We start from the raw sequence: 16,098 nt of genomic DNA, 5'->3' as shown, positions 1-16,098 counted from the left end.
AAAGACGCCGGCTCGAAAGCGCAACGTCTGTTTATAAATAATGATTAACTTAATCAATGTCTCTGCGTCTGAAGCCGATAAATCCGGCTGCTGATAATATACCAGCTAAAGCAGTTAGCCCAAAAACGACTGGCCAGCTCCACGTTTCAATCGGAATCTCCGGCACGTAATGGAAAGCTGAAAATGCACTTACCCATTTTGGAAAATCGAACAGCTCTCCAAAGTATAAATTGACAAAGACAAAGCCCAGGTACAGCCAGATAAGTGACGTCAACCTCGGTAACCATCCGACCAATAAGGTAGCCAGTCCGATCATGACAAAAATAGCCGGCACATAAGCCATTCCCGCTAGCATCACTTTTAGGAAATCGATGTCAAAATCCATTACTAAAGCTGCTCCTCCAAAAGCGAGTGATGTCACGATCTGCATAATAATGGCAATGACTGTACTAATTAGGAAAAAAGTCCCTAAGATATGGTAACGAGAACGCGTACCAGCAATCAGTTTATCCAGGCGATTTTTCTTCTCTTCCCCACGGACTCTTAGCAGGAACTGAACAGCCGGGACTGAGGAAAAGATCCCCAATACACCCAATATCATCGCCATGAACTGCTCAGCCATGCTGATGCCTTCTTGATTGGCAATGATTTGACTGACGATTTCGTTCCCTTCTAGTAAACTGTCAACGTCCCCGATAACTGAGCCATATGTGAAACCTAACAGGGCCATAGAAACGGTCCAGACGATCAGCGGTGTCCTGATCAGATCCAAAACAAAGCCAACCGGTGTTTTCAAAAAAGCGGAAGCATGACGTTTTCCGTCTCGATCAGCGATCAAGCCTGCTCCCATATCCCGTTTGTGTTTCAAATAGAGTGCAAAAGCAATGAGTAACAGACTCAGAGCCGAACTGATAAATACCGGATACCAGTAATCATTGACGAACGGTTCCGTATTGTAAAGCAATCCCAAAGGAGAGAACCAACTGAGTAAAGGCACACCGCCATCTCCGATGATTCGAATAATATAAGAGATCCCCAATACACCAAAGGCCAGCATCATCGCACCTCGGGCATTCGATGAAAGTTGTGCGGTAACGAGCGTGACAGCCCCGAAAAACAAACCGGCACTCGCATAAATGGTCCCAGTCAGAAAGGCCCCTTCGACTGTCATGCTGGCGTCTCCTAAAGCAATGATCAATGCCGCAGTAATAATGAGCACAAGCACGTTTGTTACCAAAAGTAATAAAATAGCTGAGGTCGTGTGAGCGATTCTTCCCGTCGGTTGAGCTTGAATCAGTTCTAAAATACCGTCTTCTTCTTCGGAACGCGTATTTCTGACGACCAGTAAAATAGACATAATTGCAAATACTACAAAACCTAAAATGGTCATCATATGACTGTACATGGCACCGATCGTATAATTATCCTGACCTATAACACGACCAAACAGTGCTTCCATGGCAGGGTTCTGCATCGCATAAGATAATGCTTCGCGCTCAGCCGGATCACCATAGACTTCCACGAACGCAAAGACACCGATGAAAACATAAAAAGCAACCCCGAGCAGCCATAAAAAGATTTTCAACCAATCTTTCTTTACAGCAAAGCGAAACAAGCGACCAGTCTGAGCAAATGCTTGAGAAGCCATTTATACTCCCCCTTTAGTTGTTTCGTAGTGACGCATAAACAGGTCTTCAAGTTTGGGCGGAGCACTCTCTAGTTTCGTGACGTGATACGGTTCGACAAAACGCAAGAATTCAGCCATTTTATCACTATCCAGCTGGAAAATCGTTTCCCCTTTTTCATGTATGACATCGTGAGCAAAATCCTGATCAGCCAACAAAGGGACGTCTTCTTTTGTTTTGAAAATAATTTGTGTGCGCGTCAGGTGTCTGAGCTCATTGAGTGACCCTGATTCGACGATTTCCCCTTGGCTGATTATAGCCACCGTATCACAGAGTTGTTCAACTTCGGATAATATATGGCTGGAAAGTATGATACTTGCACCTCTGGCCTTCACTTCTCGTGCCTGTTTCTGGAAAACCCGTTCTTGAAGCGGATCCAAACCGGCTGTCGGTTCGTCAAAGATGTACACGTCGGCATCGGCTGCGAACGCCGATATGAGAGCGACTTTCTGTCGGTTTCCTTTTGAATAACCGCGGCATTTTTTAGTCGGATCAAATTCAAAGCGTTTGATCAGTTCTTCTTTGCGCTGTTTGTCCACTTTTTGTCCGCGCATACTGAGAAATAAATCGATCACTTCGCCCCCTGTTAGATTGGGCCACAAGTTTACATCTCCCGGCACATAGGCGACGCGCTTATGGATCTCAACAGCATCATTCCAGACATCTTGTCCGAATATCGTGGCTTGCCCGTCATCTGCCTTGATCAAACCGAGCAGGATACGAAGGGTCGTTGATTTACCCGCTCCATTCGGTCCAATGAAACCGATGATTTCACCCTTATTTACGTTGAAGCTGACATCTTTTAATGCCTGTGTTTTACCGAATGCTTTTTTTAGTCCCTTGATTTCCACAACTTTTTCCATTTATTCATCACTCCTCTAGTAAAATAAAGTCATCGCCAATTTTTTGATAAATTTTTAAATATATCCCATAGTGAGTTCCATTACCTCACGAATATTAGCCTGATTTTGACTATATTTAGATGATTTGACACTTTCCTTTTTTTCGTTGAAGTAGTTTCCTGTGACATGTTCGATATCCGGAGAGTTAGCCAGATAAGTGTAAGTTTCAGCCATCTTTTCCGGGGATATGGCGAACTTACTTTTTACTGAGTACATCTTCTTCATGAGCTCGGATAGATCAGGATACCTGTCTATATCGATTTTCACATTCGTCACCCTGATACAATTTACGGTGACGGGTGTTTCCTTCAACTTTTCTGAAAGCCAGTAAGTGTACATGACTTGAGCGAGTTTCGACTGATAGTAGGTCTTTTCCACGCTGTATTTTCTTTCTCTGAACTCCGGATCCTCCAGATCGACTTTCAATAAGGGATGCATCATCAAGCCTTGGGAAGAGACCGTGATCACTCTACCCTGTTCACTCTGAGTGAGTTCGTCCATTAACAGCTCTGTCAATAAAACCGGACCGATATGATTTGTAGCCCAGACCGTTTCGACATCTTCCTTTGAAAACTGAGGTGTTTTTCTACTGATGTCAAAGTCAGCGGCATTATGAATAAGTATATCCAGCACCTTATGCTTTGATTTCAATTCATTGACTGCCTTTTTTATGGATGCTTGAGAACTCATATCTATCAGCAGCAGTTCAACTTGTTCATTTTTACTTCTATCTTTTATTTCTTTTAGCGCCGCACTGCCTCTTTCCTCGTTTCTACAACCAATGATCACCTTGATACCAAGTTCAGCCAATTGGATAGCTGCAGCTTTTCCGATGCCTGAATTTCCACCCGTAATCAAACACACTTTATCTCTCATACGAAAAGCACTCCAATCGTTTCTCCTATTCTTCCAAACTATCCGTCACTATCATCTTTATAATATATTTTTTTCAAATAACCTAGATGATCATAAAACTCATCGTAATAGGGTTTTAAATGCTCGTTCGTATAGTCTATGATGGGTTCTTGCTTTAACCGTTGTTCCAGTTCAGCACGGTAACCTTCGATGGTCCAGCGGATAAAATTAAACGATGTTTCTTTGGGTATGTCTTCTCTGAATTTTGTGAAATCGATATTTTCCGTCAATAAACTTCCCCAAATCTTTTCTGCCTGTTCCTGCTTTGATTTCAAATCATCAGGTAATGCATAATTTTCCGAGTGCATCAGAATGTGCCCCATGAAGTTAAGTGCCTGTTCGTACTTTTGATAGACGTTCCATTTCAAGAGGCTCATTTCTTCGATCCGCTTGAAAAAATCGGTTTCTTCAAAGTTCACTTTGCTCAGGTATTCTCGGTAGGCAATGTCGAACGCCTCATCGATCAATTGATGAAACAGGTTTTTTTTGTTCCCGAAATAATAAAACAACGTCCCTTTCCCGATCCCAGCCTCTTTGGCTATCTGGTTCGTCGAGGCATTTTTATAACCTTTTTCGCTAAACTCTTTGAACGCTGCGTTGAGTATTCTCTCCTGTTTATCTTTTTCCAAAGATAAGAATGCATCTTCCATCAGGTTATCCTTCCTTGAGAGATTTGACCAGCTTGGTCAGTTTGGACTAAAAAATTTTGACCGCTCTCTTTACAGGCTTACTTTAGCATACCTGACCAGGGCGGTCAATATATAACATTCCATATTATTTAAAAATTATAAGCTGCTTTTTTCAGAGATACGTTCCATCAAATTAAGCCCGATCACCATAAAGAGTACCCCCATGAAAAGCAGAGCAGCTATAGGTCCAAACAACTCGCTCACACTGCTACCTTGATTCACAGCCCCAATCATTCCTTGTATACCATGTTTGATCGGCATCAGTTCAGCCAGGAACAATAAGATACGGTTATTAACGATTTCAAGCGGCCAGAATGCTCCGCCGATCATTGCCATGGATGTAGCTACAATAGGAATAACGATTTGAAGCTGTTGAGGTGAGCTGACGATACCTATAATGAACATCCCTAGAGAAACGATCGCGAAAATAAAACTCAAGATAACTACCAGCATGGGCACATAATTGGTGCCTAAATCGACGTCTATCAGATTACTCAAGATAATGAACGATAGCGCAATCTGAATGAATCCCACTAAAAAGTAGTGCAGCATTTGCCCCATATATATTTTTGTTTTACTTAAGGGAGAAAAAATGAGGCGGTTCCAAGTACCCATTTTCTTTTCTTCAATCAAATTTATCATAAGGTAAAAGACTGAGAATGCCGAGAAATAGAAAGTCATACCCGCCAAAATACCGACCGGAAAACCTTGACTGACATTGGATTCGTCACTGCTCAAAACGGTATTCAGTTCGATAAACGTCTGCAGTTCAAAGGGTTCTGACAAGTCATTTTCTTCCAGTTGGGCAACGCGTTTTTCTCTGGAAAACACCTGATCGACATGCTGAATGATCGGGGACAGTTCCATATCCTCCCGTCCGATTAGAAAGCGATAGTTCTCTTCATTCAATTCCAAGGCGAACGACGTTTCATTCATTCGAATGCGTTCATATATGGTATCATAATCACTTGCTTCAAAGACAAAGGTGTCGTTTTCGTTGAGTTTAGTGATCCACTCATCTAGTTCCTCACTCGTCAATTCTTCACTATAGGTGCGCGTCGTAATCTTTTGATCACCTTGGCTTCCTCCCAAGAAATTGACAAATAAGACCGTTAATCCCAAGAACATCAAAACGACTAAAGGTTGCTTAAATAAACGCTGCCACTGTAACTTGAAGACTGTCCACATTTAATCCAACCTCCTTTTAGGAAAAACAGCAACACTGAGCAAAATAAGAATGACCGCCATCACTAAAACTCTGATCAAGAGGGGTGCTATTTCTTCTAAAGAAAATCCCTGCATCAGCTGCAGATAACTCGTCATCATGGCCCCGTTCGGCGTCCAGTTTCCCAACTCCTTCAAACTTTGCGAAAACTGCCCGACAGGTGTAAAACTGCCTCCTAAAAAAGCAAAGACAGTGACGATCAATCCGTTAAACGTACTGGATGTTGTATTACTGTTCGAATACAGCGTGATGGATGTCAGCAAGCTGGTGATTCCACCCACAACAAATGCAAGAACCAGTGTAGCGATGGCTGTGTTCAACCAAAAAGTGCTGTCTCTTCCGGTAAACGTTCCGAAAATCAACGTGCTCAATCCGAACAAAATAGCGACTTGTATATAAGTGATCCATGTCCCTGAAATCAATTTACTCATCAGATAATTCAGCGGCTTCGTTCCAGAGACCATAAGCCGTCCAAAAACATGCTGTTCTTTTTCCTTAAACGCTCGACTAGATAGAGCTGGGGCTGTGTATAGAGCAAACATCATCCCCATACCGATCGTGTAATACTGGAATGAAGAAATCGGTTCTTCAGCATTCAGCGACACCACTTCACCATAGGATGTGTCTTCCGGCTGGACCGATTCCTGTTCACCTTCCAAGGCGAGGGCTACAGACACTTCCAGATTGTAACGCTCGACAAAGGTGGTTGTGATGCTTCTTAAAATATCTCCACGTACACTCTGGAAGTCCAGCAGTTCCAGTTCCAATTCAGAAACTGTTTCTTCATTCAATAATACTTTTTCCCATATATGAGTAGAAAACCCCTCCGGAATAATGATCACTCCAGATACTTCTCCCTCAGCGAGTGCTTCAGCAGCGACTTCCTGATTCGTCATCTCAAGAGGAACGACCCACTCATTCACTTCCTCACTTTCCAAAACATTTTGAAGTTCTCTACGCGGGTCCAGTTCCTCCGCTATACTTAAGAGCTGGTTCCGTTCAGTTTCTTCCAAGCCCATCTCTGTCAGACGTTCTTCAAATCGACTCATCGCTTCTTCCGAAGTTTGTTCCTCAACGACAGCCACTGGAAAAGGCTCTATTGAAAATTCTGTTACCGTAAGATTTCCCAGGGCAAAGCCGAGGATCGAGATGAGAATAAACGGCATAAGCAGGAGCTCCATAAGGTCTGATTTGCTACGAGACAATAATTGAAAGTCTTTTTTAATAAGATGCAACATACAATCACTCCCTTTAGTCTCGTAATTTCCTTCCGGTCAAGTGTAAAAAGACATCTTCCAGTGTAGGCGTTTGGACCACTATGCCAGTGATTTTAGTGTGGGCCGATTTCGCCATGTCAAAGACATCGCCCAGCAAATCGTCTCCTTTTGTCGCAATGACTTTATAGCCCTGTCCTTCCTGCATGACTTTCTGCACGACAGGGTGCTCTGACAAGCGTTCAAGAAAAGCTGGGGATAGCGACTCCACATCGATGCGGATCGTCTCATCACTGCTCAAAATCTCTTTCAGTTCTTGGTTTGTACCGGAGGCAATGATTTCACCGTGATCCATAATGTATACACGATCACAGAGCTTTTCTACCTCTTCCATGTAATGACTGGTATAGAGGATCGTCATGTTCTTTTCTCTGTTCAGTTTTCTTATCATGTCTAAAATATAATTGCGCGACTGCGGATCGATCCCTACTGTCGGTTCATCCATGATCAACACTTCCGGTTCGTGTAAAAGTGTCACTCCGATATTGATTCGGCGCTTCATTCCTCCCGAATATGTCTCGACCGCATCTTTTTTCCTCTCAGTAAGTCCGATCAGTTCTAAAACATCTTCGATGCGTTTTTCCAACTTTTCCCCTTTCAAACCGTAGATCCGTCCGAAGAATTTCATGTTCTCATAAGCGGACAATTCTTCATACAAGGCGATTTCCTGCGGGACGACACCTAACACCTGGCGTAACTCTTGAGGATTTTTCAATGCATTCTTATCCTTGAAATGAACCTCCCCTGAAGTAGGTGGCAGCAGTGTTGACATCATTGAAATGGTCGTCGACTTGCCCGCACCATTTGGACCCAGCAATCCAACTGATTCACCTTTATTTAAATAGAGACTGACCTTATGAACAGCGACATGTTCTTTGAATTTTTTTGTTAACTCTCTGGTCTCTAACATACGTGACTCCCTTCTTTCGTTTTTTATACTTATAGTATATACAATCAAAGAGTCCGTCGCATATATTAACCCTCAAAGTAAGTGACTTAATTATTAGCCTTAATAGGCTGAGCCGTTACACAATAAAAGCTCAGCAAAAAACAATCTTAACTGGTTTGCCTTACATCATACTCTTCAATTTGAAGACGTTGAGGTTAAAAAAGTTAACCTATCTCACATCAGGTCAATCACACCTTTCTATTGGAAAGGTCCTCGCCTATAGGTCATTGTATAGAGCAAATGTCACGCTCCATAACGTATTTGGTGGAGAAAATCCATATCTATATGAAACAGAAAAAGCCTCCCCCTTTTCACCTTTTCTTAAATAAGTGGTAAGACTGATAGGAAATGGGTTTATGTCATTGACTTCTTAAGTGAAACTGATTAAAATTAAGGTAAGAGTTAAGTCCAAATATTTGAACATCCTCTCTTTTTTCGATATTATGTGAAGACGTGGCCCTACTCCCCCCCACTGAACTGAAGAGTTATTAATTGTGAAAGGAGGATGTTACTTGAGCTTTTATGAAAACCTCAAATTTTTTGTAAAAAACCATGCAACGCACTCAAACAAATTTTTAAGTACGAAACCAAAAAAGAAAATAACTCGGACAATATCTATTCAATATAAACATTTTTTCCAAGCTCAAGACATATCATCAAATCAAGAAACCATTGATACGATCGCAAAATGCATAATTAAAAATGATCTAGCCAACCGATATTATGCTGGTAAAAAAGACAAGGATATTATGGAAGTCAAGGAAAAAATATATGAATATGAGAGTTTCCGAACCCAAGAGGTACAACTGATCCCTACTTCTGATGAGGATTTTGATTTGTATATAGAAGATACTAATTTAGGGCAACTACCCGAAGCGTTTAGTAAAGAAGTTCAACATTATTTACAGACCACTATTCTTACGGCATTCGCTTATATCAAGGGTGGCCCTTCTAAGCATTATGATAAAGATAAGGAATGCATCGTGGAATATGATGAACCCTTTGATTTGGATATTTATATACAGTTTAGTTAAAAAAATAAAACTCTCCTAAAATCCTCTAACGGATTTTAGGAGAGTTTTTCTTATTCATCTTTATCTATGCTTCAAACTATTCTTGCCCCCAGGGTATCTTTAAAATGCCCTAATGCCCAGTCATGACCCACTTGATTAAAACTGGCCACTGCATCTTTATAGACGACAATTGAAAAGCCTTTATTATAAGCATCCATTGCCGTATGCAACACACAAATATCCGTGCAGACGCCAATGAGATGAACTTCTGTGATGTCCCGTTCTCTTAATTTGGTTTCCAAGTCTGTGCCATTAAAGGCACTGTACCGTGTCTTGTCTGTATAATACACGGTCTTGGCCGCTTTGATTTCCTGATAGTAGGCTTCTAAATCACCGTATAGTGATCGGCCTTCTGTCTCTTCAATGTTATGAGGTGGAAACAAGTCGGTTTCCGGATGATAGGGATCATTTTCCGTATGCTTATCGATCGCAAACGCGACAAATTCTCCGGCTTCATAAAACTCTTTCGTTAATGACAACACTTTGTCGTGCACCGCTTGTCCCGGTTCGCCACAGGTCAAGGCACCATCTGCAGCCACAAAATCATTGGTATAATCGATGTTGATCAATGCTTTTCTCATTATCCTCTTCCTTTCCTCTTATTCGATATTTTTGAAGATGAGTATACGACTGACAAAATAGTTGCTAGAAGCAATTACTGTTCCAACACCTATCTTTGACAAGGTAGGATCGAAACTAAAAAAACTGACCATGACAAATAAACCAAGCATATCAGCCGCTGCCCCTGTTGAACGGAATAAAACAAAAAAGACAAATTCTTTTACAAAGGCTTTTCGTGTTTTTGTGTGCGTTTTAAATACATACCGTTTATTCACAGTATAGGAAAACAGGATCGATAGAATTACAGCCACTATATTTGCTACCAAATAATGCCAACCGACGATTTCGTTCAACACGTAAAAAGACAGAATACTAATCGACGATGTGACCAGACCAAAAAGGAAGTAATCAATGAACTCCTCAAACTTATAATACATTTCTCTCAATATTTCATCCCATCCCTAAGGTCTGCTTCAAGACACTATCCTTATTTTAAACGATCCGGCATCATGCCATGCATAAATCCCCAGACACCATTCGTCAAACCTAACAGCTCTCGTTCTTCTTCTGCCACATCATATCTGATCGAATCCTCTTTACCGGCAGTAACTTTTGAAACCCAATTAGGATCGGCCAATAAGACACGTCCCACGGCAACAAGTTCACTGTCTTGTAACACGGTTTCTGCATCTTCTCCGGTTCTGACGTCTCCCACAGCTATAAATGGGATACGACCATTTATCTGCTCATGCAAATAAGTGATCATCGGTTTATCCTGATAAGTATCATGTTGTGAGACTTGATCAAATTTCCTTAATGACACATGGAGATAGTCCAAAGGTTTATTACATAATTTTTCAATTAAAAAGAGGGTTTCGTTGAAACGGATACCCGGCTCTTCTATTTCTTCTGGAGAGAAACGATAGCCGACAATGAACGGTTCGCTTGCTTCTTTTTTAGCAGCATCCGACACGGCATCTAACAGTTTATCTATAAAGGTATAGCGGTTCTCCAAACTCCCTCCCCACTGGTCTGTACGACGATTTGAATGCGGTGAGAAAAACTGTTGAATAAGATACGTATTCGCTCCGTGAAGCTCAACACCATCAAATCCGGCTTTGATTGCTCGGACTGTGGCTACTTTGAAATCCTCGATAATTTGTAGAATCTCTTCATCTTTCAATTCTCTAGGCACTTCAGAATTAGTTCTTAATGCTCTTACTGAACTTGGGGCAACAGGCTGAACCCCTTTTAAAACAGAGGACTGTGTCATACGACCTCCGTGATAAAGTTGCAGGATAGCTTTCGTCCCATTCACTTTGATCGAAGAGGCAAGTTCGCTTAAACCGGCTAAATGCTTGTCATCATAAACACCCAGCTCACCTTCCCACCCTTTACCGTTTTCCGAAACATTGGCTGCTGCAGTGATCACCGCTCCAACCTCTTTACTTCTCATATGATAATAACGCTTTTCGTCTTCGGTAATGACCCCATCATAAAAACTCATTTTAGTTGTCATTGGAGCCATCAAAAAGCGGTTCTTTAAAGTTAATCCATTATTAAATGAAAATGTTTGCGCATATTTTTGATTGTTCATCGTTATCCTCCTTCAGTCTTCCTTCTTATTGTACCGATTGGTGAATTGAAAAACAATTTTTAATGCAAAAAAAAAAACAGCCAGATGGGGGTTATCCATCTGGCTGAGGTAAGGGAACATATTAAGATTGAGCAGCACGCAGTTGAGGATAGACCTCTTCAACAGTTTGCTTGGGATCGATCACAATATAAAGCACTTCTTTCAATAATGCAGAAGTTTGATAGGCATTGTCTTGACCATCAGTATCAAGCGCTTTGTAAGGGAAATAGATAGTATCTCTCTCTACCTCCATAAGTTTTTCGCCACTTTTAGTATCGCGATATAAAATATCCATTTTTTCAATATCCTGGAATTTTTTGATACGGGCAAACATTCCCGCTTCTAATCCACCTTTATTGATATCGTTGGAATTGACACGATCGGCTTCTTTGTTGATTTCAATTTTCAAAGATTCACATGGGTGAATTTCCTGAAAATCGCCGTCTCCAATTCGACCAAAGCTTGTTGTAACTTGTTTGATCCATAAATCACCGATTTGATCGCGTTTAACTGTCATAGTCTCACCATTTTTAAATATAAAGCGTAAAGCAGACATAACTTTTTTCATAATTTGATCTCTCCTATTTTGTTTTCTATGTGAATAGTTTAACAAATAAAGCAACATAAATAAAGCTTTATTTAAAATATAATATAAATTTATCAACTGGTTTATGTTTGATTGCACATTTTTTTCGAGTTCAGGTAAAATAATTATTTCTGTAAACACTGTGATTTCTAACATTGATTTTGTCGTATTTTATTTATTGAAAGTTTGATCCACAGAAAATATACTGAGCCTTTGTTTTATACTTCTACTACTTCCATTTCTATTCATCAAACAGAAATTATTTGTGAGTAATATTGAAGACTTTCTTCAAAACAACTATTTTAATGAAAATCAGTTACCACTGATGAGCCTTTGTTGTGTGAGTAATCCCTAGTGAATTATTAAGTGACCACTGGTAAGATACGTGGTTCGGAGTTACCCTTTAACTTGAGATCCAGTGCCCGCTCACAAGCAACTAAACACTGAGCAGTGACTAATTACACCTGCTAATACCCACTCAAAGTTTACTGACTGGCGAGTAGGTCCTGGTAGGGCTCTTTAGTGACCGCTCAAAAGTTAAGATCACTTGACCGGTAACTATTATAGGATGAGCATGCACTTATTGACGGCTTAGTGTCTGCTCATAAAGGTATCCGCACTGAGCAGCTACTAAGCCAACACCCAACACCTTACTCAAAAAATCCAGTCATCGAGTTGGCACTAATTCATCACAGTAACTATAACAAGGCACAACCCCACACTAGATAATGAGCCTACTCGCACTCCGTGGCGAGTAGCGTCCCTATGAAGCTTTCAAAAGTTGTAGAAACTGACCGAAGTCAGTTTCTCCCTATCCAAAAATCAACAAATAGTCATTTCCTTATCTTCCAACGACCCAGCCGCCGTCCATGGTGACAGTGGATCCGTGCATATAGTTAGAATCTTCTGAAGCGAGAAAAACGGCTAGTGCAGCAACTTCCTCCGGTTTACCTGCTCGTTTCGCGGGGATATCTTTTAGACGTTCGTCTTCGATTCCTTCCGTCATTGGCGTCTCAATAAATCCTGGCGCAATCAGATTGGCTTTGATTCCTTTCCCACCAAAATCATAGGCTAACTGCTTCGTGAAGCCTTCCAGTGCATGCTTGGATGTGACGTAAGCAGATCCCCCGGGTCCAGCCACATGCGTCGCTTGTGAACCGACATTGACGATCGTTCCGTGGCCTTGTTCTATGAAGTGAGGCAAGATCGCTTTTGTTGCTAAATAAGGACCTTTCACATTCACCTCCATTAATTTATCGTACTCGTCTTCTTCCATTTCTACCGCCGTTTTGTAATTATCATGAATCCCGGCGCCATTATACAAGATGTCAATATGCCCAAAAGCTTTGATTGCTTTATCGACAACGGTTTTTATTTCAACGGCTTGTGTCACGTCGGCTTTTGCAAATACCGCTTCCTGACCGTTAGCTTTGATTGCCTTAACGATTCGGTCCCCATCTTCTTCTTTACGGCCACTCACAACAACTTTGGCCCCTTCGTTCGCATAAGCCATAGCCGTTGCTTCTCCGATTCCAGATGTCCCACCAAAAACAATTGCAACTCTGTTTTTTAATTTCATGTTTGATCTCCTTTCAATAAAATAATCTACTTCTTAAGATTACTATGAATGACGTTCATAATTCAAAAAAAAAGATTTAAAAAGCTTTTATCCGACATTTCGTATAAGAGCTTCCGTTATTACAATCTATTTATTCAGTTCCCAAGGCTTTTTTATCTGCGATAGTTGGTGCAGGAGAAATAAACATCGCGATACTAGCAAGTATCGGTAGTATCAATGACGCGAGTAGTATTTCTTTATACCCACCCAATACATCAAAAGCGATCCCATAAGGAAGTGGACCCAAAGCTGACCCGATCACCATGGCTGACATAGCGACTCCTCTTATTTTACCTAAGTGCGCATGTCCGTAGTAATCCGCCCAGATAATGTTAGTCGATACTCCATTAAAGGCAATAAATATCCCTTGGAGAACAGCATAGACTATTAATAACGATGCCTGTTCAACATAAGCAAGCAGTTAAATAACAACGACGTATAGGATGTAACTCCAAGCTTTCACAATATTAACTTTCACTTTCTCTAAAACAAAACCGGCCACAAAAGTCATTCCCATTTGAACCAAAGCGATGGTACTAAGCAGATACGCAGCAAAAGCTGTGTTGTGTCCTTTTTCAGAAATGATCGAGACCATATGAAAGACCATTGCTGTGTTGACAAGTGCAGGAACCACTGATGAATACATTAAAAACCAGAACGTACGTGTTTTTTTTGCTTCTTGTAGCGTCCACGATTTCAACTTTTCTTTTTTTGTTATCTCTTTATTAGAAGAGACCTGTGTTTCATCAGATTTAAAAGGCTTCACTCCGTCAAGCTGCAAGCCCATGTCTTCTGGACGATTACGAATCAATAAAGCTGCGGCAGGCAACATGATCGTTAACATCAACCCTGCCCAAAAAAGCCAAGCCATTGATAATCCGTACGTTTGAATCAAAAAGTTATTGAGTGGCGGAACTAGCGCTTAACCTACGACGCCACCTATTGAAATCAGAGATAATGCCCTTATCCGTTTTTTCTCGAACCACTGAGGAATTATAACGGAAGGAATCAATGTCAACGATCCTTGTCCAAACATTCGAATGAACAGAAAACCGATCAGGATCATCCAAGGGGCCCTTGTTTATCAATGATGTCCCCCACAAAGGGCATGGATAAACCGGAAATTAAAGTAGCAATGGAATAAAAACTAGAGATCTGACTCCGACTCTATCCAAATTCTTTCATATAGAAATCTATAAAAATGGAAACTGAAAATGTTTGTCCCAGCGAAGAGAAGAATACACTTAAAACACCAACCGCAACAATTACCCAGCCATAATAAAATGCCAGTTCCTTCTTCTTCATAACTAGCCGTCATCCCTTGTTTTTAATCTTTATAATCAATCATCCCCGTGACACGCCAAAAAAGCCATAATAAATGGAGTTTTTCTAAACAATCAGAATTAACACTGAGTATTTAGTCTCCCACTTATCCATGACTTCACTTCCGTTCAAGATTCCAGTTCTGGTTGTTCAAACGGTGATGTGGCTATTACTTTTTTAGTCGTTTTGTCTCTATACATTTTTTTATCTACGATTTCATAGAGATGATTGAACGGCAGCAGATGACTGATCAAGGTGTGACCCACCGATATAGAGGGATGAATGATCTTGTCATTATATAAAATTGGTTTTTCTATCCGCTCGATTACACGGTCTTTTATTGTTTCCAGTTCTTTCTCAGATTCCATATCCTTAACTAGGATCATAATCTCGTCTCCACCAATGCGTCCAATCAAATCAGTTTTCTTCAAGGTGTGCAATAATCGTTCTGCTGTTATGGCTAAGACTTTATCCCCGACTAAATGACCATGTGTATCGTTGATCAGTTTAAAATCATTAAAATCGATCAGTAAGAGCCCATTTTTCTTTGTTGAATATCTCAACACATTTTTTACAGACTGTTCAAATGTTTTTTTATTCAGTAAACATGTTAAGGCATCGATTCGTGATAATTCTCTCTTGGTAAAATATTGATGAACAAAGAACAATACCAGTTTGAAAATAATCAGGATAAATACATAAAAGATGAGGGTTTCCACACTATGGTAATATATGTTTCTATTCCAGCCATCTGCCGGAATGAGTGCAATCGTCCAATTGTTTTCTGGCAATGAAATTGAGGCTGTAACAGCTTCAGACTCGAAGACTCCTTCTTCTCCCCAGAAAACAGGTTGTGACCGATCAGATTCAACTTTGATTGCATATTTATATCCGGGCAAATCATTCGACAAAAGACTAGTTTCTACTAAATGATCGAAATCGATCGTTACACTAGCGAATCCCCAAACTTCTTCTGTGTTGTCTGATTCAATAAACACGGGTTTGCGATTGAATATTTTCATCCCACCCTGAACCGCTTCAACTGGACCTTGCGCCACCGCCTTTCTCTTTATTATCGCTTCTTCGAGATATCTTTTGCGGTCCGGCTCCTCCAGCAAGTTGTACCCAAGGGCTTCTTCGTTTCCCTCTAAGGGATAAACAAAATGAATAATACCATCTTTCGCTAAACTGACACTATCAACTAGTGAATTACGCTCAATAATAAAATCACTGTATGCTCGCAGTTCTTTTTCTGTAACGTCAGGATCCTGACTGACAATCATTTCAAAAAAGTCCGCATAATACAAACTACTATCCAATTGGGCTTGAATATCATCACGGATGAAGTTCAAATGATGACTGGCCTGCATTCGGGTATCTTCATATCGTTGTTCGTTGTCCTGAATATGTAAATTGTTAACAGGTATATATAAAAGTAGAGCTGCTAAAAATGCCACAACAACCGATATCGTCCACCTTTTCACAACACTTGACCTCCTTTCTTTCTTATAAGTATAGTTATTATACACTATATGCCATATAAAAGAGAAGCTATAAAACTTATTTTCACAATTTATTACGAATTAGTACTAAAAGTCATAATAATTGAGCCATTCCTTGAATAAGGTTACACTAAAAGTAAATAATTTATATAAAGACAAG

At 40.6% G+C, this 16,098-nt stretch carries 16 protein-coding genes and 1 pseudogene; 1 reads left to right on the top strand and 16 read right to left on the bottom strand.

Annotated features, from left to right (window positions below; translation table 11 throughout):
* Positions 1-49: 49 nt before the first annotated feature.
* The 7 genes from ACO1PF_RS10840 to ACO1PF_RS10810 all read right to left on the bottom strand — a co-directional run bounded on the left by ACO1PF_RS10840 (position 50) and on the right by ACO1PF_RS10810 (position 7,600).
* Entirely contained in the window at positions 50-1,648 is a 1,599-nt protein-coding gene (locus ACO1PF_RS10840; RefSeq protein ID WP_423189073.1) for an ABC transporter permease, read from the bottom strand.
* Entirely contained in the window at positions 1,649-2,548 is a 900-nt protein-coding gene (locus ACO1PF_RS10835) for an ATP-binding cassette domain-containing protein (RefSeq protein WP_423189072.1), read from the bottom strand. It abuts the gene before it with no gap.
* A gap of 54 nt (positions 2,549-2,602) precedes the next feature.
* The gene (locus ACO1PF_RS10830) at positions 2,603-3,463 is read right to left on the bottom strand and encodes an SDR family NAD(P)-dependent oxidoreductase (protein WP_423189071.1); all 861 of its coding nucleotides are present in this window, start codon (positions 3,461-3,463) and stop codon (positions 2,603-2,605) included.
* A 38-nt stretch (positions 3,464-3,501) separates the two neighbouring features.
* The gene (locus ACO1PF_RS10825; RefSeq protein WP_423189070.1) at positions 3,502-4,152 is read right to left on the bottom strand and encodes a TetR/AcrR family transcriptional regulator; all 651 of its coding nucleotides are present in this window, start codon (positions 4,150-4,152) and stop codon (positions 3,502-3,504) included.
* A 135-nt stretch (positions 4,153-4,287) separates the two neighbouring features.
* Entirely contained in the window at positions 4,288-5,379 is a 1,092-nt protein-coding gene (locus ACO1PF_RS10820) for an ABC transporter permease (RefSeq protein ID WP_423189069.1), read from the bottom strand.
* Positions 5,380-6,654 (bottom strand): ABC transporter permease, encoded by a 1,275-nt coding sequence (locus ACO1PF_RS10815; protein ID WP_423189068.1) that lies wholly within the window; start codon positions 6,652-6,654, stop codon positions 5,380-5,382.
* Positions 6,655-6,667: 13 nt separating this feature from the next.
* Entirely contained in the window at positions 6,668-7,600 is a 933-nt protein-coding gene (locus ACO1PF_RS10810; RefSeq protein ID WP_423189067.1) for an ABC transporter ATP-binding protein, read from the bottom strand.
* A 551-nt stretch (positions 7,601-8,151) separates the two neighbouring features.
* On the opposite strand from ACO1PF_RS10810, the gene ACO1PF_RS10805 reads away from it, so the two are divergent.
* Positions 8,152-8,673: a hypothetical protein gene (locus tag ACO1PF_RS10805; protein ID WP_423189066.1), complete on the top strand. Its 522-nt coding sequence runs from the start codon at positions 8,152-8,154 to the stop codon at positions 8,671-8,673.
* A 71-nt stretch (positions 8,674-8,744) separates the two neighbouring features.
* Here the strand turns inward: ACO1PF_RS10805 and ACO1PF_RS10800 are convergent, their stop codons facing one another.
* The 9 genes and pseudogenes from ACO1PF_RS10800 to ACO1PF_RS10760 form a co-directional block, all read right to left on the bottom strand.
* A complete protein-coding gene (locus ACO1PF_RS10800) occupies positions 8,745-9,293 on the bottom strand; it encodes a cysteine hydrolase family protein (RefSeq protein WP_423189065.1) in 549 nt (182 codons plus the stop codon).
* A gap of 18 nt (positions 9,294-9,311) precedes the next feature.
* Positions 9,312-9,710 (bottom strand): GtrA family protein, encoded by a 399-nt coding sequence (locus ACO1PF_RS10795; protein ID WP_423190547.1) that lies wholly within the window; start codon positions 9,708-9,710, stop codon positions 9,312-9,314.
* A 50-nt stretch (positions 9,711-9,760) separates the two neighbouring features.
* A complete protein-coding gene (locus tag ACO1PF_RS10790) occupies positions 9,761-10,870 on the bottom strand; it encodes an NADH-dependent flavin oxidoreductase (RefSeq protein WP_423189064.1) in 1,110 nt (369 codons plus the stop codon).
* 121 nt (positions 10,871-10,991) lie between these two features.
* Positions 10,992-11,477, bottom strand: a complete 486-nt coding sequence (locus ACO1PF_RS10785; protein ID WP_423189063.1) for a hypothetical protein — start codon at positions 11,475-11,477, stop codon at positions 10,992-10,994.
* An 859-nt stretch (positions 11,478-12,336) separates the two neighbouring features.
* Complete coding sequence (locus tag ACO1PF_RS10780) at positions 12,337-13,074, bottom strand: SDR family NAD(P)-dependent oxidoreductase (protein ID WP_423189062.1); 738 nt, start codon at positions 13,072-13,074, stop codon at positions 12,337-12,339.
* Positions 13,075-13,204: 130 nt separating this feature from the next.
* Entirely contained in the window at positions 13,205-13,387 is a 183-nt protein-coding gene (locus ACO1PF_RS10775) for a hypothetical protein (protein ID WP_423189061.1), read from the bottom strand.
* 147 nt (positions 13,388-13,534) lie between these two features.
* A pseudogene (locus ACO1PF_RS10770) lies at positions 13,535-14,020 on the bottom strand (MFS transporter); the annotation flags it as partial.
* A gap of 260 nt (positions 14,021-14,280) precedes the next feature.
* Positions 14,281-14,418, bottom strand: a complete 138-nt coding sequence (locus ACO1PF_RS10765) for a hypothetical protein (RefSeq protein WP_423189060.1) — start codon at positions 14,416-14,418, stop codon at positions 14,281-14,283.
* Positions 14,419-14,564: 146 nt separating this feature from the next.
* Positions 14,565-15,920, bottom strand: coding sequence for a diguanylate cyclase domain-containing protein (locus tag ACO1PF_RS10760; RefSeq protein ID WP_423189059.1), 1,356 nt, complete (start codon positions 15,918-15,920; stop codon positions 14,565-14,567).
* Between the last annotated feature and the right edge of the window lie 178 nt (positions 15,921-16,098).

Origin of the sequence: Alkalibacterium sp. f15 (assembly GCF_049389645.1) — a bacterium.
Lineage (GTDB): Bacteria > Bacillota > Bacilli > Lactobacillales > Carnobacteriaceae_A > Alkalibacterium.
This window is presented reverse-complemented; position numbering and strand designations above follow the sequence as displayed.

Excerpts from the sequence above, each read along its gene's own strand:
- ACO1PF_RS10840 (WP_423189073.1), bottom strand. The coding sequence starts at position 1,648 with ATGGCTTCTCAAGCATTTGCTCAGACTGGTCGCTTGTTTCGCTTTGCT.
- ACO1PF_RS10835 (WP_423189072.1), bottom strand. The coding sequence starts at position 2,548 with ATGGAAAAAGTTGTGGAAATCAAGGGACTAAAAAAAGCATTCGGTAAA.
- ACO1PF_RS10830 (WP_423189071.1), bottom strand. The coding sequence starts at position 3,463 with ATGAGAGATAAAGTGTGTTTGATTACGGGTGGAAATTCAGGCATCGGA.
- ACO1PF_RS10825 (WP_423189070.1), bottom strand. The coding sequence starts at position 4,152 with ATGGAAGATGCATTCTTATCTTTGGAAAAAGATAAACAGGAGAGAATA.
- ACO1PF_RS10820 (WP_423189069.1), bottom strand. The coding sequence starts at position 5,379 with ATGTGGACAGTCTTCAAGTTACAGTGGCAGCGTTTATTTAAGCAACCT.
- ACO1PF_RS10815 (WP_423189068.1), bottom strand. The coding sequence starts at position 6,654 with ATGTTGCATCTTATTAAAAAAGACTTTCAATTATTGTCTCGTAGCAAA.
- ACO1PF_RS10810 (WP_423189067.1), bottom strand. The coding sequence starts at position 7,600 with ATGTTAGAGACCAGAGAGTTAACAAAAAAATTCAAAGAACATGTCGCT.
- ACO1PF_RS10800 (WP_423189065.1), bottom strand. The coding sequence starts at position 9,293 with ATGAGAAAAGCATTGATCAACATCGATTATACCAATGATTTTGTGGCT.
- ACO1PF_RS10795 (WP_423190547.1), bottom strand. The coding sequence starts at position 9,710 with ATGTATTATAAGTTTGAGGAGTTCATTGATTACTTCCTTTTTGGTCTG.
- ACO1PF_RS10790 (WP_423189064.1), bottom strand. The coding sequence starts at position 10,870 with ATGAACAATCAAAAATATGCGCAAACATTTTCATTTAATAATGGATTA.
- ACO1PF_RS10785 (WP_423189063.1), bottom strand. The coding sequence starts at position 11,477 with ATGAAAAAAGTTATGTCTGCTTTACGCTTTATATTTAAAAATGGTGAG.
- ACO1PF_RS10780 (WP_423189062.1), bottom strand. The coding sequence starts at position 13,074 with ATGAAATTAAAAAACAGAGTTGCAATTGTTTTTGGTGGGACATCTGGA.
- ACO1PF_RS10775 (WP_423189061.1), bottom strand. The coding sequence starts at position 13,387 with ATGTCAGCCATGGTGATCGGGTCAGCTTTGGGTCCACTTCCTTATGGG.
- ACO1PF_RS10765 (WP_423189060.1), bottom strand. The coding sequence starts at position 14,418 with ATGAAGAAGAAGGAACTGGCATTTTATTATGGCTGGGTAATTGTTGCG.